Genomic DNA, 22,993 nt, shown 5'->3' on the forward strand with positions numbered 1-22,993 from the left:
CGTTCGATTACATCTTAACAACTTTTATTGTTACGGCATCCAATTGGTCTGCCTTTAAGTTCAAGAAATATACTCCAGAATTAAACTGGCTCAATTCAATTTGAAACTCGTTAGTATTGTTAAATTGATATTGCCCTACCACTTTTCCAGTAATAGATACCAATTGTGCCTCTACTGTTTGATAAACACCCTTTAAAGCAACATTTAAGTTTCCTGAAGTTGGATTAGGAAATACTTTTAAAGCATCCATCAAATTCTCTTCAATGCTTAATGCATCTAAATCTATCTCCACACATTCTGAAGTCGTAACACACCCTGCCACAGTTATTTCTACAGCATAGGATCCAGACTCTTCAACAACATAACCTTGCTCAGTGGCACCTTCAATCGCTGTATTGCCATTCGCACAGTCCACCCACTGATAGGTTGCCTCCTCTTGATTAGCGTACAAAACATCCTCTTCAAACACGATTAAAGGACGACCAGTTACCCAATTTGAAGTGTCCCCAGTTAAAGCAAAATTGGTTAAGGTACCAATATCTGCCGTAGGGCTTTCGTCAATAGCTTCACTAACTCCAGCATTGTCTTGGTTAGGTGTTCCTTCACTAAATGGATAATACACTACCAGGCCTTCCTCGGTTCCACAAAGCTCTGTATACATTCTACTTTGAAGTTCTTCTTGGGTCAATACTCTGTTCCATATTCTGAACTCATCCATATCACCTCTAAAACGATTAACCCCGTCTATGCGCTCGCCAATTTTAAGTTTCAGATTTTCGTAAGTATAAAGGTAGCCCTCAATATTAAGTTCATTATCCAAGTTTCCGTCAACATAAAACTTTACGGCTCCCAAATTGGTTCCAATATTTTGATAGGTCACAGCTACATGGTGCCATTCACCATCATTTACAGGAGTTACCGCATTTACACCTCCCCCTGCTCTTTCAAGTCTTAAAGCATTATTGGGTAAAATATTAAATGTAAATCGCGTTCCATTGGCAGTACTTCCCCAATCGCAAATAACACTCTGTCCCTCTCCAGTTGGATTGGTATCAGCATTATAAGCAGTTGAATTTTTAGTAGTTCTAATCCATGTCTCAATAGTTCTAGGATTACTCCCTCCAACAGGAGTTACCGTTCCCTGAATATAATCATCCACACCATCAAAATGAATTCCGGTTTGGGCATTGGATATTAAAAATGAGCCTGCAACCAAAGCAGACATCGCAAATTTCTTGTGTAATTGTTTCATCATAATTTGTAATGTGTTTTTTTGCAAAAAAAATCCAATTCCCAAAAAGTGCCAACTTCCCGTAAATTGATTAACCCATATTTAACCTTGAAGCTTGCCAATGCCAGAGCTACTGTAGTCTTTTAAAGATATCCGCCCATTGAATACATTGTGTTTCTTTTAGAGAATCTTATAATTTCTGCTTGAATTTTCTTATCAACTTTCTGTATATTGCCAGTTTATTTAACTAATCAATGCCCCAATACCCCATGAAACCTATTATTTTGTTAGCACTTGCTATGTTCACTACTGTCCTTTCCGCTCAAGTACAGACTGGTAAAGCCTCGTTTTACGGCGATAAGTTTGAAGGACGCTTAACTGCAAGTGGAGAACCCTATTCGCACAAAAATGCTACAGCTGCCCACAGAAGTTTGCCTTTTGGCACCATGCTAAAAGTAACCAACCTTGCCAACAACAAAACGGCCTATGTAAAAGTAAACGATAGAGGTCCCTTTGTAAGTGGCCGCATCATTGATCTGTCTAAGTCTATCGCGGAAAAATTGGATTTTGTAGCCGCTGGAGTAGCCGATGTTGTAATTGAAGTATTGGACGCTGGAGATTTGTCTACTCAAACTACAGAAGAAACCATCGCAGTTACTCCTGAAGCCCCTTCAGAAAGTCCTAATCCCGTAACAGCAGCCCCCATAGAATCGGAGTTTTACGAACTAGCCATTGATAGAGTAAAACCAGATTGGATAGGAGTTCAGATAGGAAGCTTCCAAGAACTGGCCAACCTTATTCGTTTGGCCGACAACCTAAAAGTAAGCTATCAAAAGGAAGTTACCGTTCAGGTAAAAACCATTAATGGTGTAAAAATCTATTCCCTTATTTTGGGAAAATTCAACACCCGTAGTAAAGCGGAAAATTTTAGAGATCAAGTTGAAAAAAAGTATCCTGATTGTTTTATCGTAGATCTCACAACTTCCTAAATCATAAAGGAATTCCAATTAAAAAATAAAGCCAATGCATTATGCATTGGCTTCTTTGTTAAATGTACATTCTCTCAATTACATTTTAACAACTTTTAAGGTTACCCCTTCCAATTGGTCCGCTTTTAAATTCAAGAAATAAACCCCAGAATTGAAACTATTAAGATCTAGTGAGAAGCCATTGGTATTGCTGAATTGGTATTGTCCAACTACCTTTCCTGTAATAGACACCAATTGTGCTTCTACAGTTTGGTAAACACCATTTAAAGTAACATTTAAGTCCCCTGAAGTTGGGTTAGGATACAATTGCAGACCTTGTACAAAAACATCATCCTCTATCCCTAATGAGTTATTTTCATAATAAACGGTCACTGACATTTCCACACATCCTCCAACAGTAATTTCAACGGCATAATTCCCTTCTTCTGAAGGAAAAAATGTTTGCTCGGTGGCACCTTCAATTGGCGCATGACCATTATCTACATCTACCCATTGATATGTAGCATCTTCTTGGTTAGCTGTAAATGAGGTTTCCCCTTGAGTAATCGTTATATCGATATCATGTGTAATATTTCCTTCCACATAATTTGATACCCAAGAAGTACTCATTCCAAAATTGTGTAGTTCATTCACATCAGAAGGAGACACTTCATTTATAACCGTTGTAACAGCTGAGTTATCAGCTCCAGGTACGCCTTCGTTCAATTTGTAGTAAGCTATTAAGGATTCTGGGTACTCACAAAGCTCATTATTCATATTAGCCTGAATTTCTGCTTGGGTTCTTGCTACATTCCAGATTCGCACATCATCAATAGTTCCATTATAGCCTGTATCAGCTGGGTTTCCGGCCCTAGCCCCAATTTGAATAGGAGCCACATTGGAGGTATTGGTTCCTGTACCTGTAAAATTCCCTTGAGCTTCTATCTCACCATCCAAGTAAAGTTTATACTGATTGCTCTCTAAAGAAGGATCGTAAGTTACCGCAACATGATGCCATCCCAAAGGGTTGTAAGTGGCACCTGTAAGCCTATTGCTTGCCCCTCCCCCTGTTTCTATCTGTAACTTTCTGTCTTGAAATTTAAAAGTGAACCGAGGTCCTCCCTCAGGAGTTACATCACCACCACCCCATTCTACAATAATATCCTGACCACCACTAGAATGATCCACCCAAGCTTCAACCGTTCTGGCAGAATTGCCTTGGGGTCCATATAAATCTGTGATGATATAATCGCCAAATCCATCGAAATTTAACGCTGTTTGCGCATTAGCTGTAAACATGGCAGTTGCAAATCCCGCAGATAACAACCATTTTTTGTGTTTTTTTTTAATCATAATTTGAGTTAATTTATCTATAAAATAACTTAAACTAATTATAAACCCCTAGGGTATTGATCCCCCATTAACCCTCTATTAACCCTCTATTAACCCTCTAAAAACCATAGACCCTTTCAGTCTCAATGTGATAAACAAACCTGCTTGGCCCTACAAAAAAAGCCAACCTTTTCAGGTTGGCTTTTCGAAATAAACACATTACAAAAATTACATCTTTACCACTTTAACAGTCGCAGCATCTAAATGATCTGCCTTAAGGTTTAAGAAATAAAGTCCGGAATTGAAATTATTAAGATCTAAGGAAAATTCATTTGTGTTACTGAATTGATATGTTGCCACCACTTTTCCTGTGATAGACACCAATTGAGCATCCACAGTTTGGTACACGCCATTCAAAGTCACGTTCACATTTCCTGAGGTTGGATTTGGATGTAATTTTAAACTACTGGCAAACAAGACATCTTCCACTCCTAGGGAAGATACTTCCACACATTCCGAAGTAGTGGTACAACCATCAACCGTAATTTCAACTGCAAAGTTTCCTGAGCCTTCAGGCGTAAACGTTTGGGACGTTTCACCTTCAATGGCAGTATTATCATTGTCACAATCTACCCACTGGTATGTTGCGCCAGTTTGAGCCGCAGTAAGGGTACTTTCAGATAAGGATACCAATCCATGACCTTCCACCCAATTGGAAGTCTCCCCTGTAAGCGTAAAGTTATTCAAGGTTCCTGTATCGGCTGTTGGACTCATATCACTTGTAGAAGTCACTCCCGTATTGTCTTCCCCTGGAGAGCCTTCTCCAAAAGGATAATAAGCCACCAAACCGGCTTCATCACCACACAACTCTATATTCATCCTACTTTGAAGTTCGCCTTCCGTCAAGGCATAATCCCAAACACGTACTTCATCCATATCTCCTCTAAATAAATTCACCCCATCAACTCTCATTCCCAATCTCAACTTTACCGTAGAAGTGGTATTGGCATATGCACTATTATTCATATTGCCCGAAGCATCCAAAACTCCGTCCACATACAATTTCACCTTTTCGGAAGCTGAATGATCATAGGTTACCGCCACATGATGCCATTCACCATCATTAACCGCTGTATTGCCATTCAGACCTCCACCAGCAACCTCTAATCGCAAAGTATTACCCCATAAAATATTAAACGTAAATCTGCTATGATTTGGTGAGCCATACCCCCAGTCGCAAATCACACTTTGCCCCTCCCCATCTGGCTGGGTAGATGCATTATATGGATTTGAATTTTTTGTAGTTCGTATCCACGCTTCAATGGTTCTGTTGTTAGTTCCTGTAACAGGAGCAACTGTTCCCTGAACATAATCATCAACTCCATCAAAATGGAGTCCGGTTTGCGCATTAGAAATTACCATTGAAGCTGCGAAACACGCAGATAAAAGCACTTTTTTGTGTAGTTTTTTAATCATATTCGTAAAAGTTTTAGTTGCCCTCAAACTATTTAAAACCAAAACAAAATACCTTAAAAATAAATGTGTTTAACCTTAATTTAACCTCTATAATTCATAACGAATTGATTTTCAATACACAAGCAAAAAGCCAACCTAAAGAGGTTGGCTTTTCCACTTAAACACATTACTAAAAATTACATTTTTACAACCTTAATAATCACAGCATCCAAGTTATCTGCTTTTAGGTTTAAGAAATACAATCCAGAATTGACGTTGTTCAACTCGATAGCAAACCCATTGGTATTACTGAACTGATATTGCCCAACCACTTTTCCAGTGATGGATACCAATTGTGCCTCTACAGTGTCATAAACTCCATTCAAGTTCACATTAAGATTCCCTGAAGTTGGATTAGGATACACTTTCATATTGTTCATAAAAGCCTCCTCAACTCCCAAGGCTTCTACTTCCACAGCCATACATTCTGAAGTGGTTACACAGCCATCAACTGTAATTTCCACAGCATAATTACCTGAGGCATCAGGCATAAAGGTTTGAGAAGTCGCTCCATCTATTGCGGCACTGTCATTATCACAGTCTACCCATTGATAAACTGCCCCAGCATGATTAGCTGTTAATGTAGCATCTGTTAATGATACCAAATCACGGCCTCCTCCCCAGTTGGAAGTATCGCCAGATAAGGTAAAATTGTTTAACACGCCATCATTTCCTGAAGGACTCATATCATTCGTAGTTATCATGCCTGCGTTGTCAGTTCCTGCCACGCCTTCCCCAAGTGGAAAATACGCTGCAAGCCCATCTTCATCGCCACAAAGCTCTCTGTTCATTCTACTTTGAAGCTCAGCTTCAGTTAATGCATAATCCCAAACACGAACCTCATCTATATCACCTTCAAATAAATTATCATTCAATACTCTTTTTCCCAATCTAACCCCAGTACCATATACTGGAATATAAAGAGTAGAAGCACCAAAATTCCCAGAGGCATCCTCTTCCCCATCTACATAAACCTTAACTTTATCACCTGAAGCATTCGGGTTATAGACTCCAGCCACATGATGCCACTCCCCATCATTTACAGGAGTAACGCCAGAGACTCCACCTTGTCCAACTTCAAGTCGCACACTGTTGTTAAAAAAAAGATTTAAAGTAAAACGCTGAGCAGGAGATGGATTTCCCCAATCACAAATAACACTTTGCCCATTTCCTCCATCTCCCGTAGGCAAGGAATTTTTAGTAGTACGTACCCAAGCCTCTACCGTACAGGGGTTGTTACCTGAAACGGGAATACTCGGACTCTGCACATAATCATCAACTCCATCAAAGTTAAGCCCTGTTTTTGTATTTATTGACGGCCCTGGTTCAACGAAACTAGCAGTTTCAGACATTTCCACACAAGAACCAAGCGTAATTTCTACCGCATAGTTACCCGCTACCGAAGGTGAGAAGGTTTGGTCTATAGCTCCATCAACCGGGGTATTATCATTATCTACATCTACCCATTGGTAAGTAGCTCCAGCTTGGTTAGCGTTTAAGATATTGTTTTCTGTAGCCACGGTAAGATCCAAACCGCTATCTATATTTCCAGCCACATAATTAGAAGCTTCTCCAGTTAAAGCAAAATTATGCAATGTATTAAAAGCTGAAGGATTTACTTCATTAATAACGTCATTAACTTCCATCTCAGTATTATCAGCCCCAGCCACACCTTCGTTCAGCTTATAATAAGCTTCCAGCCCTGTAGGCAATTCGCAAAACTCTGCATTCATATTTTCTGAAATTTCAGCCTCGCTTCTGGCCACACTCCAAATTCTGACCTCATCGATAGAGCCATGAAACGGGATACTCCCCCCCAAAACACGTTGTCCAATAGTAGCCATTTGCCCTCCAGATGTTGGCGTATTTATACCTGTCAAAGGACCTGAGCCTGACTCCACACCATTGATATAGAGATAACCTGTTCCCCCATCCTTAACAATAGCTACATGAGTCCATATATCCAAAGGAATAGTCTCTGCTGCTGTAGTAATATTAGTATTTGAACCACCCCCAAGATATTTTAGGCTTTTATCACCACCTACCACAAAGGTATTTCTGGCCCCTACAGTACCATTACCATAGTCAAAAATTGCTAAATTAGACTCCGGCGAGGTTGAAGGCACATAGATCCATGCTTCAAAAGTTCTGTCTGCCGAACCAAGTACGCCAGCAAACGACGTTTGAACATAATCATCAGTCCCATCAAAATGCAATCCAGTCTGCGCATGTGATGTTAACATAGAAGCTGCGAAAAATGCAGGTAAAAGCATTTTTCCGTGTAGTTTTTTAATCATAACTGTTAAATTTTAGTTGTCCTTAAAATTATCTTAGACCTATAGAATTTACCGACCAAACACATGCTTTAACCTTAATTTAACCTACAAAAAACACAACAGTTTGATTTTTAAAAAGAAACAAAAAAGCCAACCTAAAAAGGTTGGCTTTCCAAATAAACACATTACACAATTACATCTTCACCACTTTAACTGTGGCAGCATCTAAATTATCTGCCTTAAGGTTTAAGAAATAAAGCCCCGAATTGAAATCGTTTAGATCTAATGAAAATTCATTGGTATTGCTGAATTGATATTGTGCTACCACTTTTCCTGTGATAGACACCAATTGTGCATCCACGGTTTGGTACACGCCATTTAAAGTCACATTTACATTTCCTATAGTTGGGTTTGGATACACTTTTAGGTTATTGGCAAATAAGGTATCATCCAATCCTAAAGTTCCCCCAACATAATTAACTGTTTCCGATAGTGCAACACAACTTCCCAATGTCATTTGTACGGCATAATTACCATCTTCAGAAGGTGAAAACGTTTGACTAGTAGCCCCCTCTATAGCAATACTTGCATTATCTACATCTACCCATTGGTAAGTGGCACCAGCTTGGTTAGCACTTAAGACATTGTTATCTGTAGCCACGGTAAGATCTAATCCGCTATCTATATGTCCAGCCACATAATTAGAAGCTTCTCCCGTTAAAGCAAAATTATGCAATGTATTAAAAGCCGAAGGATTTACTTCATTAACAACGTCATTAACTTCCACATCAGTATTATCAGCTCCTGCCATACCCTCGTTTAATTTATAATAGGCTTCCAATCCTGTAGGCAATTCGCAAAACTCAGCATTCATATTGGCAGCAATATCAGCCTCACTTCTGGCTACACTCCAAATTCTAACATCATCGATAGTGCCGTTAAATGGAATGCTCCCCCCTAAAACTCGTTGCCCAATAGTGACCATTCCCCCTCCATACTGTGGCGTATTTACACCTGTCAAAGAACCAGAGCCTGACTCCACACCATTGATATAAAGATACCCTGTCACACCATCCTTTACAAATGCTACATGCGTCCAAGTGTCCAAAGGAATTGTTTCTGCAGCAGAGGCAATATTGGTATTCGGTAGCCCACCTCCTATAAATCTCAAATTTCTATCACCACCAACCACAAATGTATTTCTTTGAGTTTGATTACCATAATCCAGAATTGCCAAGTTAGATTCCGGCGCAGTTGAAGGCACATAAATCCATGCCTCAAAGGTTCTATCAGCCGTACCAATTATACCTGCATAAGACGTTTGGATATAATCATCTGTACCATCAAAGTTCAGTCCTGTTTGCGCATTAGCTGTTAACAGAGTCGCTGCAAAACATGCAGGCAAAATCATTCTCTTGTGTAGATTTTTAATCATAAATGTTAAATTTAATTGAACTCAAAAATATTTCAGACCTTAAGAAATACCCTGTAAAAACAGCTCTTTAACCTTAATTTAACCCCATAAAACAACAACCAACTATAATTCAAGCTTCAACAAAAAAAGCCAACCTTTTCAGGTTGGCTTTTCCAAATAAACACATTACACAATTACATCTTCACCACTTTAACAGTCGCAGTATCTAATTGATCTGCCTTAAGGTTTAAGAAATAAAGCCCCGAATTGAAATCGTTTAGATCTAATGAAAATTCATTGATATTGCTGAATTGATATTGTGCTACCACTTTTCCTGTGATAGACACCAATTGTGCATCCACGGTTTGGTACACGCCATTTAAGGTCATATTTACATTTCCTGAAGTTGGATTAGGATACAATTTTAAACTATTGGCAAACAAGGCATCTTCAATTCCTAATCCTTCAACCTCTACCGCCATACATGTTGACGTTACAGTACAGCCCTCACTATCTGTAATCTCAACCGCATAGGTTCCTGAGGCTTCTGGTGTAAACGACTGTCCTGTGGCACCATCTACAGCTGTATTACCATCTGCACAGTTAAACCATTGGTAAGTAGCTCCTGTTGCAGTAGCCATTAGCGTAGATTCGTCCAATGTCACCGTATCATCAACAGAACCTGTAAGTGTAGGTCCTGCAACATAATTGGATGATGAACCACTTAAAGCAAAGTTATGCAGTGTTCCATTGTAGCCATTTTTAAGATCGGACACTGTAGTAATGTCTGAGTTATTGGTTCCTGCAGTTCCTTCATTGAATTGGTAATAGGCCACCAAACCATCTTCATTTCCACAAAGGGTCACATCCTTATTATCGGAAATCTCTGTAGCAGTTCTCGCAACATTCCAAACACGTACCTCTGCAATTTTCCCATCAAAATATGTTGCTGGATCCAAATCATTTCTCGCCCCTATCGCTATATTATTACTACCTATGGCTAAATCATTACTACCAATATTGCCCTGAGTATCCAACACACCATCCACATATAATTTGTATTTATTGGAAGTCAAGGAATTGTCATATACTACGGCTACATGGTGCCATTGAGAGTTTGTTATGTAGTCGCTTCCGGTTAATCCCCCTCCGCCTATTTCAACCCTGATATAGGAAGACCCTGGATTAATTTTAAATGAGAATCGGGTCCCTGCATCCATGGTCCCCATTCCTACTATAAATCGTTGCCCAGAATCCGAAGAGGCATTAATCCATGCTTCAACCGTTCTCGAAGCATTGCCCTCTATAGAAGGTGCCGTAGTGGTTATATAATCATTGGAACCATCAAACTCCAAAGCATTCTGTGCATTGGCAGTTAACATAGAAGCCGCAAAACATGCAGGCAAAAGCATTTTTTTGTGTAGTTTTTTCATCATAATTGTTAAATTTTAGTTGTCTTTAAAATTATTTAAGACCTGTAGAAATTTCCCTCCAAACACACCCATTAACCTTAATTTAACCTTTAAAAACATAACAGATTGACTTTCAAAAACCTAACAAAAAATAAAATAAAAAGCCAACCTTTTCAGGTTGGCTTTTCAAAATAAACACATTACACAATTACATCTTTACCACTTTAACAGTAGCAGCATCTAAATTGTCTGCCTTAAGGTTTAAGAAATAAAGCCCCGAATTGAACTTGTTTAGATCTAATGAAAATTCATTGGTGTTGCTGAATTGGTAGGTTGCTACTACTTTTCCTGTAATAGACACCAATTGCGCATCCACAGTTTGGTACACGCCATTCAACGTCACATTTACATTTCCTGAAGTTGGATTAGGATACAATTTCAAACTGTTCGCAAACAAAGTATCTTCCATTCCTAATGACTCAACCTCTACTGCCATACAAGTTGATGTTACCGTACATCCTTCACTATCTGTAATCTCAACCGCATAGGTTCCCGATACTTCTGGAGTAAATGATTGTTCTGTGGCGCCATCTACAGCAACATTACCATCTGTACAGTTAAACCATTGGTAGGTAGCTCCTGTCTCAGTAGCCATAAGTGTAGAGGCATCCAATGTCACTGTATTATCAACAGCACTTGTTAACGTAGGCCCCGCAACAAAATTGGAAATTGAATTATTTAAAGCAAAATTATGCAAGGTCCCATTATAGCCATTTTTAAGATCGGTTACCGTAGTAATATCTGCATTATCGGCTCCAGCAGTTCCTTCGTTAAATTGGTAATAAGCCACCAAACCTTCTTCATCTCCACAAAGGGTCATATCTTTATTATCGGCAATCTCCGAAGCCGTTCTAGCAACATCCCAAATACGTACATCGGCTATTTTGCCATCAAACGAATTAGTCTGATCATTTCTAGCCCCGATTACAATATTATTACTCCCTATATTTAAGGCCGTACCTAAATCTCCTTCAACATCCAATACACCATCCACATATAATTTATATTTATTGGAAGTCAGAGAATTATCATACACCACTGCTACATGATGCCATTGAGAGTCTGTTATATCAGTGGTCCCCGTTACTCCACCTCCTCCTATTTCAATCCTTATGTTATTATCTCCAGGATTTATTTTAAATGAGAAACGGGTACCTCCTCCATCCATGGTCCCCATTCCCACAATAAACCTTTGATTGATATAATAACTAGCATTAATCCATGCTTCAACCGTTCTCGAAGCATCACCCTCTATGGAAGGCGCTGTAGTGGTTATGTAGTCGTTGGTACCATCTGGACCAATAGGGTTAAAATCCAAAGCATTTTGCGCATTGACCGTTAACATAGATGCCGCAAAACATGCAGGCAAAAGTATTTTTTTGTGTAGTTTTTTCATCATAATTGTTAATTTATACGGCCACTAAATTATGACTGTACTTCAAAAGCCATAAAATATTCAGTTCATTTAACCTTAAATTAACCGGCAAGACTTATGTTAACTTTGAAGCCTAAGTAAAACAAAAAAGCCAACCTGAAAGGCTGGCTTTTTTTATTGATATATCTAAAGATTACATTTTTACCACTTTAACTGTGGCAGCATCTAAATTGTCTGCCTTAAGATTTAAGAAATAAAGCCCGGTATTGAAATTGTTTAGATCTAATGAAAATTCATTGATATTACTAAATTGGTATGTTGCTACCACTTTTCCTGTGATTGATACCAATTGCGCATCCACAGTTTGGTACACGCCATTTAAACTCACATTTAAATCTCCAGAAGTTGGATTAGGGTATAATTTAAGACTGTTAGCAAACAACACATCTTCCACTCCCAATGAAGACACCTCAATACATTCCGAAGTCGTGGTACACCCATCTACAGTAACTTCTACCGCATAGCTCCCCACCTCTGCTGGTGTATAGGCCTGCTCTGTAGCACCAACAATTGCTGTATTGGCATTGTCACAGTCCACCCATTGGTAAGTCGCTCCTGATTGAGCTGCTGTAAGGGTAACATCTTCTTGAGTTACCAAACCATGACCTTCGACATAATTAGAAACAGTTCCTGCGGACAAATCGAATCCCATTAAGGTACCATTATTCCCATTGGCTGCATCTACAGCCGTGGTAACCCCTGAATTATCTCCTTCGGCAATTCCTTCATCCAACTTAAAATATGCTTGCAATCCTGCAGCATCTTCACATACTTCAGTATTCATAGTAGCTTGGATTTCCGCTTCGGTTCTTGCAATATCCCATATCCTAACCTCATCAATATTACCTTGAAACAAAATAGAGCCACCTGTAACGCGCTCTCCAATTTTCAGATTATCTCCATTAGAAGGCGTACTCAGTGCAGTTACAGAAGCAGACCCCATTTCATCACCATTTATATACAAATAACCTATATTGCCATTTTTGACAAAAGCCACATGAACCCAAGTATCCAACGGTACTGTATCTGCCTCGGTAGATACATTGGCTGCTCCAGCGATAAATTTTAAACTTCTATCACCGCCAACCGCAAACGTATTTCTACCTCCGGTTTGACTCAATCCATAATCCAAAATTGCCAAATTGGATTCTGGAGAAGAAGAAGGGACGTAAATCCAAGCTTCAAAGGTTCTGTTAGCTGATCCAAGCACACCGGCATAAGGTGTTTGGATATAATCATTAACCTTATCAAAGTTCAATGCGTTTTGCGCATTAAAAGTCGACACAGAAACCATGAAACATACAGTAAAAAACATTTTTTTGTGTAGTTTTCTCATCATAATTGTTAAATTTTAGTTGTTTCTTAAAAATATCACACACTATAGGCTCCGCTAAATCTAACCATTGCATTAACATTAATTTAACCTTTAAAAACGATAAACACTTAAACATCAACAGAATAACAACAAGGTATAAAACAAAAAAAAAGCCAACCCTAAAGGATTGACTTTTTTCATAACATAACACAATTTGCATAAGGCTGTTACACCTTTTTGCGGCCAAATTTTAAGGCTAACTACTTCCTTAAAACTTGAATTCGTTTAATCAACTAAAAACTTAACTTAATAAAAAAACCTAATGATTCTAAATAACTGACATTAACCAAATGGCAGCTTTCAAAAATCTTCAATTTATTTTATAAAACTACGCTGCAAAGATAACCAAAAGGCCTTTCCTGACCTTTAAAATAAGTGTACCGTTAACACTTGATTAACCTTTGTGAAATTGTTGTTAATTGAAGATTTTCACCAACAGCTCTTTTAACAAATCTCCTTGAGGAATAGAATTAGCCCCAACCCCTTTGCTCTTTACGTCAAAGTCTCGCAAGGTTTCTACAATGGCACTCACTTTTCGCATTGGAAAATTGCGTGCGGCTACAGTGTATTCATTTACAAAATAAGGGTTGATTTTTAAGGCTGAAGCCACATTTCTTGGATTTTTATCACTCAATCCGTGAAATTGCAATAACTGGGAAAAGAAACTGAACAGTAGCGATACAGTCATCACCATAGGGTTGTCCTTTGGGTTATCGGCAAAATAGTTGACAATCTGAAAAGCCTTTAAAGTGTTACGTTCCCCTATTGCCTTTCTGAGCTCAAAATTGTTGTAGTCCTTACTTATTCCAATATTTTCCTCAATCTGTTCTGCAGAAATCTCAGTACCCTTGGGAAGAATAATTTTTAGTTTATCCAGTTCGTTACTGATTTTGCTCAAATCGGTTCCTAAAAACTCCACCAACATTTGGGCGGCTTTTGGTGTAATACTGTAGTTCTGCCCAGAAAGTACACGCCTGATCCAATCAGCTACTTGGTTATCGTAAAGTTTTTTGCTTTCATAGACTACACCCGTCTTTTTAATGCTTTTATAAAGTGCTTTACGCTTATCGATTTTCTTGTACTTATAATTGAGCACCAAAACGGTTGAAGGCTGAGGATTTTCGGCATAGGCTGCCAACTTTTCAATTTGCCGTGCCAAGTCTTGGGCCTCTTTAACAATCACCACCTGGCGTTCTGCCATCATTGGGAAACGCTTGGCATTGCTCACAATGTCATCTACAGAAATATCACGTCCGTACAACACCATTTGGTTAAAGCCCTTCTCCTCTTCCGCAAGCACATTGTCTTCAATATAATCGGATATCTTATCTATATAATAAGGTTCTTCGCCCATTAAAAAATAGATAGGTTTTAAATTTCCGTTCCTAATATCTGTTACTATCTGTTTAACCTCGTCCAAAAGCGTAAAATTTCATGTATCCAAATGCCCATTGAAAAACTAAAGCCGGCATTTGGTATTTATTATATGTAGTGTATTTTTGAAAAAATTCAAGTAGCGCGCATGCAAAACCTAAACTTTCCAAAGTTTTCATTCCGTTTCAAAAGTAGCGAAAATAAAATTTCTATTTTCGATGAGATTCGTAAAAAATTCATCATTCTACAACCCGAAGAATGGGTGCGCCAGCATTGCGTGCATTACCTGATGCAAGTGAAAAACTATCCCAAATCACTTATTAATGTTGAAAAGGAGCTGACCGTAAACAACTTGAAGAAACGCTACGATATTGTGGTATTCAATACAGACGGAAGCATTCACCTTATTGTGGAGTGCAAAGCACCTTCTGTGCCTATAAGCCAAGCTACCTTCGACCAAATTGCGAGATACAATTTAACCTTGGATGCCTCATTTTTGATGGTAACCAACGGAATTAATCATTATTATTGTCAAATGGATTTTGAAGCGGAGCGTTACACTTTTTTAAGAGAGCTCCCCTCCTATGATTCCAATCCCTCAACCCCTTGAAACCATTTCTGTGAACACACGTATAGCTATTGTCATTTTAAACTGGAACGGAAAACAACTTTTGGAGCAATTTCTGCCCTCTGTGGTATCACACTCCCAAAGCGCCGACATCTATGTAGCCGATAATGCGTCTACGGATGATTCCGTAGCATTTGTAAGAGCTAAGTATCCAGAAATCACCATCATTCAAAATCAGGAAAATGGTGGCTATGCTAAAGGTTATAATGATGCTCTTAAACAGGTAGACGCTGATATTTTTTGCTTGCTGAATAGTGATATTGAAGTGAGTCCAAATTGGCTTTCTCCAATCATCAATGAGTTTGACAACAACCCCAACACGGCCATTGTACAGCCAAAACTTCTAGATTACAAGCGAAAGGATCACTTTGAATACGCAGGGGCTGCAGGAGGTTTTATTGATAAATTCGGATACCCCTTTTGCCGTGGTCGAATTTTTGAAACGGTTGAAGCCGATACAGGTCAATACAGTGACAACACCGACATTTTTTGGGCTTCCGGCGCCTGTTTCTTTATACGTAAAGAAGTCTTCCTCACTTTAAACGGTTTTGACGAATCCTTCTTTGCCCATATGGAAGAAATTGATCTTTGTTGGAGGGCCTTCAATTTGGGCTACACCGCTAAATATATAGGTGCTTCCACTGTTTATCATGTTGGTGGGGCCACACTTCAATCCAGCAACCCAAGAAAAACCTATCTTAATTTTAGGAACAGCCTCTATACACTTACCAAAAATGCCAGTGGGCCAATTTTCTTTTTAATATTAACACGATTGATTTTGGACGGCATTGCAGCGCTTAAATTTTTGTTTGAATTAAAATTCAAACATATTTTTTCTATCCTAAAAGCGCATTTTAGCTACTATGCTCACTTACCCCAATTAATTAAACAGCGTAAACAGATTACCCAGCAAAAGAACTACTATAAATGCACTTCTATACTTTTGAAATACTATATTCAGGGGCAAAAAACATATAGATAATTCCTACATTAACCTTCATTTAACTCCCAAAACAAAAGTACTTTTTAGTTTCACGGTCCTAAATTTTTTAATAAACAACCATGAAAAAACTTTTACTTTTAGGCTGCGTTGCAGCTTTGGGAACTATGAATGCCATTGGACAAACCACTTTTGATTGGGAAACGCTCCCTTCTCCAACAGGAGGTACATCCCTAAGTGAAACCAAAGATGGTATAACAGTTACATTTTTTGACTCTGACCCATCAAAAGACGTGATTTCCATGTCTGGCCTTACATATGGAGGATCCGGCAATTGTATTTTCAGCAGCAGTTCAGATAGTGTTGTATTTACTTTTGACACAGCCGTTAATGTCATTTCAATTTTAGCAATGAATGGTAATCCACCCGAGATCTATACATTTACTCCTACAGGAGGCACAAATACACCAGTTGTTGTTGAATTTACAAGCAATGCTCTCGAAGTAGAATTGAACTGGACTGGCATAACCTCATTTACAGTAACTGCAAGTCAAACTACTCCAATTATTTTTGACAACTTAGTGGTTACAACTGAAGCTTTAAGCACTTCTGAAATATCAATGGAAGAAATATCTATTTACCCTAATCCTACTGCTTCTATTTTATACATCAAAGGTGTAACTGGCATAACTTCTACACAAATCTATAATAGTTTAGGGCAATTAGTATTAAGCAATACTGACACAGAAATTAATATTGAAGACCTTACGACTGGTGTTTATATTTTAAAAGTAACCACCGACAAAGGCAACTTCACTAAACAATTTGTAAAAGAGTAATACCAATTTCTTAAAAAGATGAAGACAAATGAGCTCAAAAAAAGATACTAAAAGACTTGAGTCGAACTTATAATTAAAAAAGTTGGACGAACTCAATCTTTTTTAACCCATTAACATTAATTTAACTTTCAACCCTTTTTTAATTTTTAGTTTCGGGTCTCAATTTTAAGTGTGAGTTACACATTTATAAGTGCTTTTTGCTCATTAATTTAACGTTATAAAGGTTTTCGGTTCAGGTAGTATTTTGAACTAAAATAGAGCTAAATGTAGTTACCTTTACCTTTAACAGAAGCAGGGATTTTTTACAAAAGTTTAATCTTAGCAGTAACAACTCAACCAACCTTGCTTTTAGCCAGACCACTTCATATTTTGAAGCTGGTTTGGCTTTTTTTTCGCTTTCATTTTTTGTTTATAAATTTTGTTAAACTTTTTGTTAACTTATTCCCAAACGAAAATTCTTTTCTATAATTTTGGAACGTTAAATTAACAACGAATAATCGCGGACAATTATGAAAAAACTAATGCTATTGAGTGCTTCGGCCATGTTGCTTTTTGGATCTTGTGTATCTAAAAAAGAATATGCAGCTCTTGAAGCCAAACACAAAGAAACTCAGGACTTATTAAATAGCGCCACCGTAAAACTAAACAGCTGTCTTTCAGACAAAGCTGCAGCCACTGCTCGTTTAGAAGGGATGCAAGAACAACTTGCCGACTTGCGCAGAACCAACCAAGACTTGATTGATACTAAAGGAAATTTGACAACCTTAACCCAAAAAGGTGCCGAAAACCTTGAGAAATCATTGGAAAGTCTAAAAGAAAAGGATTTAAAAATCACGCGTCTTCAAGAAGCGTTAACCAAAAAGGACAGTGTCACTCTTGCCATTGTATCTAGCTTGAAAAAAGAAGTAGGTATTAACGATCCAGACATTGAAATTAATGTTGAAAAAGGAGTTGTATTTATTTCTATTGCAGACAAATTGTTATTCCAAAGTGGAAGCTACAATGTAACTTCAAGAGCTAAAGAAGTTTTGGCTAAAGTAGCTAAAGTTATCAACAGCAAGCCAAACTTTGAAGCTATGGTAGAAGCCCATACAGATAATGTACCTTACCAAAGAGGGGTATTGTTGGATAACTGGGATTTAAGTGTGAAGCGTGCAACTTCTGTGGTAAGAGTATTGGAAAGCTTAGACGTAAACCCACAACAGCTTATTGCTGCTGGACGTGCCGAATTCGTGCCTTTAGCTTCTAACGATACTTCTGAAGACAGAGCTAAAAACAGACGTACAAGAATTGTTGTACTTCCAAAAATTGATCAGTTCTACGACATGATCGAGGAAGAAATGAAAAACCTTAGTAACGAAGGTTAATTCTTCAAAACATTATAAATTACAAGCCCACCTCATGGTGGGCTTTTTTTGTTAATCTTCTTTTATAAAGTCGAAAAAACGACTAATTTAAACCTCACAAAAACAGACAATTACCTTCCACACATTCTTTTTGTGAAGTTTGTCTTACGAGGAATTTAAATTTTATCCATTAAACGATTAAAATCGGTAATTAAAAGAAAAACAGCACTTTATAATTTCGCATCACTTATATTTATAAGACCCAAAGCTACCTCTGTTTTTTCTAAGAACTAAAACTGTAAATGCCTGCTTCTAATTTATTTAACCCATGGAACAAGCATTACCATATCGTTTTAAAAGACGTTCAAAAAACCATTTCGATTGGTTATTAAATGTTATCAAATCTGAAAAGTACCATGAAGCCGAATCTATCATTGTAGAACATACCTATAACAAAATGTCCGGTTCTGCACAAAGCTTCAATAAGAACAGTGTTTTTTGAACTTTTTCAGTGTATTTCTTCTACATAACAAAGCCCTTAGTTGTCCGATAAATTATTAACCGTACAACCAATTTGTCACGCCCATACTCCAACAATAGAATTCTAAAATATTTCAAGAGACCCTTTTCCCTCTCTAACAATAAGAGGTTCTTCTTCTGAAAAATCTATAACCGTAGAGGCCTCATTATCCCCATAACCACCATCTATAACAAGATCCACTAAATTATTCCACTTTTCATGAATCAATTCTGGATCTGTGGTATACTCCAAAATCTCATCATCATCACGAATAGAGGTTGAAATGATGGGATTACCCAACTGCCTCACAATTTCCAAAGCAATATTATTGGCAGGCACCCTAATCCCTACGGTTTTCTTTTTCTTAAAGACCGACGGAAGTGTTTTAGCGCCAGGAAGAATAAAGGTATAAGGCCCAGGCAAGGCCCTTTTCAAAATTTTAAAGGTACTGGTATCTATTTGCTTCACATAATCGCTTAAATTGCTCAAATCTTCACATATAAATGAAAAGTTGGCCTTTTCTAGCTTCACATTTTTTATTTTGGCCACACGCTCCAGTGCCTTCGTATTCATAATATCACATCCCAAACCATAAACTGTATCGGTAGGATAAATTATCAACCCGCCATTTTTAAGAACTTTGACTACTTTATCTATCTCTCTTGGGTTAGGATTTTCCTCATATATTCTAATAAACTGGGCCATTTTTCAAGTTTCTTACGTCACTATAAAAGTAGTTAAATATTCCCAATAGACCCCTCCCACAAAACACAATTAAAACATTAAAAATCAGTGATTTAAAAAAAATCACTATCTTTAAATGTATATCGCTCTCCTTTAGACAGATAATTGCCTCATTTCATTATTTAATAGCACTTAAAATGAAAGTAACCATTAAATAATTGAAATATGAATTCCGATAATGACAAAAAGGACACTAAAATTTATCTTACAGTAGATACTAGTAACATAACCACTGGCAATGTAAACTTTACTGCTGTATTTTCTGATGACAGAGGGGACGGCCCCTATCCTCTTGGAGACCCCAGTGCATTCACCTCTAAAGTTGATAAAAACAAAACTGTTACTTGGGAAGGCCGTACAAAAGATCCTAATTCTAAAGATACTATTCAAATTATCTTGATAGCAAGAAAACCAGGAGATAGCGGGGGTGCCAAAATTTTAAAAAAATCTATAATCGAAGTAGATAGCCTCGGAAATGTTTCCGGAAAAATACATGACAGCGATATAGAAGGAGAGGAAAACTATTATGTAGTGTTTACTGTCAATAATGATACTTCTAATCCATATGTCTTAGATCCAAAACTAAAAATGACTAACATTTCTCAATAAGAAATAACTCGTTTTACTTTTAACCATTACGTATGTGCTCAAGAATATTTAGGGTGAGTATACTTATTTCATTTTGTTTATCGCTCCCTTCAACCTCTTGCTTTGGCCAAAATCAACGTATCGCAGATAGTTTAATTTTGGTATACAATTCCAATGCAAAATATCAAGACAGCCTCCCCCTAATTGACGCCATTGCCAATAACAGCATAGATCCAAACACAAAACTAAAATATTCCAATCTTCTAATTCAGAAAGCTCCAAAAGACTCCTTACAACTTCAGTATTCAGCAAACCTACAAAAAGGCAATGCCCTTAACGACAAAGGAGACTTCCTTGAAGCCTTGCAGTGCTACTTTACAAGTTTGAAATATGCAGAAATAATTAAGAACGATACTTCTATTGGTGCTGTACAAATTAGTATCGCAGATACTTATTCTAAAGTAAAAGATTCAAGTAATACTTACCAATACTATCTAAAAGGTATCGACAAACTGCGTATCACTAGAGATTCAATAAAATTGGGAAACGCCCTGTATAACCTTGGAGATGAATATTTAAAATCCAATAATCCAACCAACGCACTTTACCACACAAAAGAAGCTGGCCATATTTTTGAAAAATTAAATGATGTTAGAGCCTTAGCCTATGTAGAAGGAAATATTGGTAAGATTTATGCTGAAATGAACCAGGATGAACTTGCTTTAGAAAAAATAAATTCAGCAATAAATACACTCGAGAAATTCCAAGACTATTACGCAATTTCAGAATTTCTTATATACATAGCAGATATCTATGCAAAAAAAGGCAATATAAAAAAAGCCTTAACCTATGCCCATAAAAGTTTAAACCTAGCTCAAGATTACCATCTCGATGACCAACTAAGTGAAACCTATTTAAAATTATCCAAGCTCTATGAGGCTCAAGGAAATTTCAAGGCTTCTTATTCTAATTACAAACAACATATTGCTTATAGAGACAGTATTATAAACCTTGAAACCATCCAAAAAATGGCAAACGAAAGAGCAACTTTTGAAATTTCACAAAGAGATGCAAAAATGGCTATCATGGAAAAGGAATCCGAAATTTCCCAACTCAAAGCACGTCGACAAAGAGCTGCCATTTATGCCACTGCCGTTATTATATTTCTAATCTCACTTTTAGCCTGGGGGCTTTACAGACGTTATGAATTCATCAATAAAACCAAAATCATTATTGAAAATGAAAAGAAGCGATCAGATGACTTACTCAAAAACATTCTTCCCGAACAAACCGCAGAAGAACTCAAGCAACACGGCAAAGTAAAAGCTCAAAAAATTAAGCACGCTACTGTATTGTTTACCGATTTTGTAGGCTTCACCAGATATTCAGAACATTTACCCCCTCAGCAGTTGGTAGAAAGCATCGACTACTACTTTTCAAAATTTGATGAAATTATCGGTAAGTACCAATTGGAAAAAATAAAAACGGTGGGAGACGCTTATATGTGTGCTAGCGGATTGCACAACCATAGCAGCAACCATACTCATAACATGCTTTTGGCAGCAATGGATATTGTTGACTTTGTTAATCAAGCAAAAGCAACAAACACACAGTTAGCTTCCAATTTCGACATTCGTGTTGGAGTCAACACTGGGCCCGTGGTGGCCGGTGTGGTAGGTACCAAAAAATTTGCTTACGATATTTGGGGAGATACCGTAAATGTAGCCTCAAGAATGGAATCCTGCTCTCTACCAGGAAAAATCAATATCTCCCACAATACTTACAAAATTGTAAAAGACGAATTTGATTGCGAATATCGCGGCAAAGTTGAAGTAAAAAACAGAGGCATCATGAAAATGTATTTTGTCAATTCAAAAAACAACATTACTTCAAACCTTAGCCCCGACCAAACTACCAATTCACTAGCCTAAAAAATTAAGCAACATTCCCATTTTACTAAAATCATAACTTAAGATATTCAAACTCTGTAACATCTTTCCCTTTTTGGAGTCTTAAATACATGAGGGTTTTCATTTTTATAATAGTTTTCATCTTTGGGCTTCAAACAGCGTTTGCCAATTTGGCTATCAATCAGGTCTCCTTTCCTCAAGCTGAAATCCTCAATCAATATACCTCCCGCATCCCTTTTCAACTTATCGACAACCTTATTGTGGTTAAGGCGGAATTGATGGGAAAGAAGGGGAATTTCATTATCGACACAGGCTCTGAGGCCCTTATCCTCAATAAAGTGCATTTCCCTCAAAAATATGCCCACAATAAAAAGCGTCAAGAAATGACTGGGGTTGTGAGCATTATTGACAATCCTTTTGAGCGAAAGCTCAATTCTTTTGTCATTGAAAATCTTGTTTTGGAAAACCAAATTTCAGATGTCATTGATTTGTCCCATATTGAAACTTCAAAGAAAATGAAACTCTTAGGAGTGATTGGTTATAGTATTTTGAAAGATTACGAAGTTTTTATCGACCTATATCTTAACCAAATTACCTTATCCAAAACTGATAACAAAGGGGGTAAATTAGATCCTCGCGGCTATTTAGAAAAAATAGTTGATAGCGTAGGGTTTAAGCTAAAAAACCACACCATTGTGGTAAATGCCTCCATCAATGGGCAACCTTTGACGTTTGGAGTGGATACAGCTGCCGAAGTCAACCAAATCAACAACAAAGCCTCCCGAAAAGCCTTAAAGTATTTCCACCCCAAGGGACGCCTAATGCTTACAGGGGCCAGTAATAAACAAATTGAAGTTTTGGCAGGAAATTTGCACCGTGTTAAACTAAGTGAAACTGTTTACCTAGGACCGATGCAAACCATTGTAACCAATTTAGACAATCTCAACAAAGCCTTCGGGACAACTTTGGACGGCATTTTGGGATATGAATTTTTCAAACAAAAACGAACAATTATCAATTATAAAAAAGAAAAACTTTACTTTGTACAATATCCATTACAACGGCATTGAGAAAAATTGTTCATTA

At 37.6% G+C, this 22,993-nt stretch carries 19 protein-coding genes; 9 read left to right on the plus strand and 10 right to left on the minus strand.

Features of this window, described 5'->3' with window-relative positions:
• Positions 1-7: 7 nt before the first annotated feature.
• Complete coding sequence (locus tag AC6I5C_RS12635; RefSeq protein ID WP_497905461.1) at positions 8-1,255, minus strand: T9SS type A sorting domain-containing protein; 1,248 nt, start codon at positions 1,253-1,255, stop codon at positions 8-10.
• Between the two features lie 245 nt (positions 1,256-1,500).
• Here AC6I5C_RS12635 and AC6I5C_RS12640 point away from each other — a divergent pair, with 245 nt between their 5' ends.
• Positions 1,501-2,220 (plus strand): septal ring lytic transglycosylase RlpA family protein, encoded by a 720-nt coding sequence (locus tag AC6I5C_RS12640; RefSeq protein ID WP_497905462.1) that lies wholly within the window; start codon positions 1,501-1,503, stop codon positions 2,218-2,220.
• 78 nt (positions 2,221-2,298) lie between these two features.
• On the opposite strand, the gene AC6I5C_RS12645 is transcribed toward AC6I5C_RS12640, so the two are convergent.
• The 8 genes from AC6I5C_RS12645 to holA form a co-directional block, all read right to left on the minus strand.
• Complete coding sequence (locus tag AC6I5C_RS12645; protein ID WP_497905463.1) at positions 2,299-3,552, minus strand: T9SS type A sorting domain-containing protein; 1,254 nt, start codon at positions 3,550-3,552, stop codon at positions 2,299-2,301.
• Between the two features lie 207 nt (positions 3,553-3,759).
• Positions 3,760-5,007 (minus strand): T9SS type A sorting domain-containing protein, encoded by a 1,248-nt coding sequence (locus AC6I5C_RS12650; RefSeq protein WP_497905464.1) that lies wholly within the window; start codon positions 5,005-5,007, stop codon positions 3,760-3,762.
• A 176-nt stretch (positions 5,008-5,183) separates the two neighbouring features.
• Positions 5,184-7,343: a T9SS type A sorting domain-containing protein gene (locus AC6I5C_RS12655; RefSeq protein ID WP_497905465.1), complete on the minus strand. Its 2,160-nt coding sequence runs from the start codon at positions 7,341-7,343 to the stop codon at positions 5,184-5,186.
• A gap of 172 nt (positions 7,344-7,515) precedes the next feature.
• Positions 7,516-8,757 (minus strand): T9SS type A sorting domain-containing protein, encoded by a 1,242-nt coding sequence (locus tag AC6I5C_RS12660; protein ID WP_497905466.1) that lies wholly within the window; start codon positions 8,755-8,757, stop codon positions 7,516-7,518.
• Between the two features lie 173 nt (positions 8,758-8,930).
• Positions 8,931-10,172 (minus strand): LamG-like jellyroll fold domain-containing protein, encoded by a 1,242-nt coding sequence (locus AC6I5C_RS12665; protein WP_497905467.1) that lies wholly within the window; start codon positions 10,170-10,172, stop codon positions 8,931-8,933.
• Positions 10,173-10,356: 184 nt separating this feature from the next.
• A complete protein-coding gene (locus AC6I5C_RS12670; RefSeq protein WP_497905468.1) occupies positions 10,357-11,607 on the minus strand; it encodes a T9SS type A sorting domain-containing protein in 1,251 nt (416 codons plus the stop codon).
• Positions 11,608-11,776: 169 nt separating this feature from the next.
• Positions 11,777-12,982, minus strand: coding sequence for a T9SS type A sorting domain-containing protein (locus tag AC6I5C_RS12675; RefSeq protein ID WP_497905469.1), 1,206 nt, complete (start codon positions 12,980-12,982; stop codon positions 11,777-11,779).
• A gap of 451 nt (positions 12,983-13,433) precedes the next feature.
• Positions 13,434-14,438, minus strand: a complete 1,005-nt coding sequence (holA, locus tag AC6I5C_RS12680; protein WP_497905470.1) for a DNA polymerase III subunit delta — start codon at positions 14,436-14,438, stop codon at positions 13,434-13,436.
• A gap of 102 nt (positions 14,439-14,540) precedes the next feature.
• Between holA and AC6I5C_RS12685 the strand changes: the two genes are divergently transcribed.
• The 5 genes from AC6I5C_RS12685 to AC6I5C_RS12705 all read left to right on the plus strand — a co-directional run bounded on the left by AC6I5C_RS12685 (position 14,541) and on the right by AC6I5C_RS12705 (position 18,647).
• Positions 14,541-15,002 carry a type I restriction enzyme HsdR N-terminal domain-containing protein gene (locus tag AC6I5C_RS12685; RefSeq protein WP_497905471.1) on the plus strand — a complete coding sequence of 154 codons (462 nt, stop codon included), beginning with the start codon at positions 14,541-14,543 and terminating at the stop codon, positions 15,000-15,002.
• 10 nt (positions 15,003-15,012) lie between these two features.
• A complete protein-coding gene (locus AC6I5C_RS12690) occupies positions 15,013-16,002 on the plus strand; it encodes a glycosyltransferase family 2 protein (RefSeq protein WP_497905472.1) in 990 nt (329 codons plus the stop codon).
• 80 nt (positions 16,003-16,082) lie between these two features.
• Positions 16,083-16,799 carry a T9SS type A sorting domain-containing protein gene (locus tag AC6I5C_RS12695; protein ID WP_497905473.1) on the plus strand — a complete coding sequence of 239 codons (717 nt, stop codon included), beginning with the start codon at positions 16,083-16,085 and terminating at the stop codon, positions 16,797-16,799.
• A gap of 509 nt (positions 16,800-17,308) precedes the next feature.
• On the plus strand, positions 17,309-18,166 hold the full coding sequence (locus tag AC6I5C_RS12700; RefSeq protein ID WP_497905474.1) for an OmpA/MotB family protein: 858 nt from the start codon (positions 17,309-17,311) through the stop codon (positions 18,164-18,166).
• A 307-nt stretch (positions 18,167-18,473) separates the two neighbouring features.
• On the plus strand, positions 18,474-18,647 hold the full coding sequence (locus tag AC6I5C_RS12705) for a hypothetical protein (RefSeq protein ID WP_171971880.1): 174 nt from the start codon (positions 18,474-18,476) through the stop codon (positions 18,645-18,647).
• A gap of 102 nt (positions 18,648-18,749) precedes the next feature.
• On the opposite strand, the gene AC6I5C_RS12710 is transcribed toward AC6I5C_RS12705, so the two are convergent.
• Entirely contained in the window at positions 18,750-19,370 is a 621-nt protein-coding gene (locus tag AC6I5C_RS12710; RefSeq protein WP_497905475.1) for an L-threonylcarbamoyladenylate synthase, read from the minus strand.
• A gap of 204 nt (positions 19,371-19,574) precedes the next feature.
• On the opposite strand from AC6I5C_RS12710, the gene AC6I5C_RS12715 reads away from it, so the two are divergent.
• The 3 genes from AC6I5C_RS12715 to AC6I5C_RS12725 all read left to right on the plus strand — a co-directional run bounded on the left by AC6I5C_RS12715 (position 19,575) and on the right by AC6I5C_RS12725 (position 22,977).
• On the plus strand, positions 19,575-20,018 hold the full coding sequence (locus tag AC6I5C_RS12715) for a hypothetical protein (RefSeq protein WP_497905476.1): 444 nt from the start codon (positions 19,575-19,577) through the stop codon (positions 20,016-20,018).
• Between the two features lie 53 nt (positions 20,019-20,071).
• The gene (locus AC6I5C_RS12720) at positions 20,072-21,928 is read left to right on the plus strand and encodes an adenylate/guanylate cyclase domain-containing protein (RefSeq protein WP_497905477.1); all 1,857 of its coding nucleotides are present in this window, start codon (positions 20,072-20,074) and stop codon (positions 21,926-21,928) included.
• Between the two features lie 89 nt (positions 21,929-22,017).
• Complete coding sequence (locus tag AC6I5C_RS12725) at positions 22,018-22,977, plus strand: retropepsin-like aspartic protease (protein WP_497905478.1); 960 nt, start codon at positions 22,018-22,020, stop codon at positions 22,975-22,977.
• Positions 22,978-22,993 lie beyond the last annotated feature (16 nt).

The organism is Mangrovimonas sp. sgz306409 (genome assembly GCF_059735265.1).